The sequence below is a fragment of the Nocardia alni genome, from assembly GCF_019038435.1.
In the GTDB taxonomy this organism is placed as follows: domain Bacteria; phylum Actinomycetota; class Actinomycetes; order Mycobacteriales; family Mycobacteriaceae; genus Nocardia; species Nocardia alni.
Genome location: NZ_JAGPOX010000413.1, coordinates 1 through 381, shown reverse-complemented (window position 1 = coordinate 381; position 381 = coordinate 1). Strand labels below are relative to the sequence as shown.

At 67.7% G+C, this 381-nt stretch carries 1 protein-coding gene; it reads left to right on the top strand.

Annotated elements, in window-relative coordinates; all coding sequences use genetic code 11:
- Positions 1-91 precede the first annotated feature (91 nt).
- On the top strand, positions 92-381 hold a 290-nt coding region (locus JZ791_RS44575), incomplete at its 3' end, for a hypothetical protein (RefSeq protein ID WP_216904059.1).

The window sequence follows — 381 nt, the reverse complement described above, 5'->3', positions numbered from 1 at the left end:
GACCTGGGCACGCTGCAACGGTGAGCGGGCCACAGTTGGGGTGTCTCAGAGGGATGGGGGCGCGGCACGGGGCTTGAAAATGACAGGAGGCATGAACCGAACCCTCTTGTCTCTCATTGCCGCGGTCAGTCTGGTTGGTTGCGCCTCCAAGCAGAAGCCGTCCTCCCTGACGGACAATCTTCCGGACCAGCACCGGAGCCCCACCGCCACGGCGGCGACGTCAACCCGCAACGCCGATGAGGATGAAGAAGCAGCCCGCCGGGCAATGGGCTCGTTGTCGGCGGACCCGGTGTACTTCGAGCTCGACTCGGCCACGCTGCGGCCCGAGTCGCGCGACATGCTCGCGCAGCTCGCCACGGGCCTGCGGGAGCGCCCCCTGAC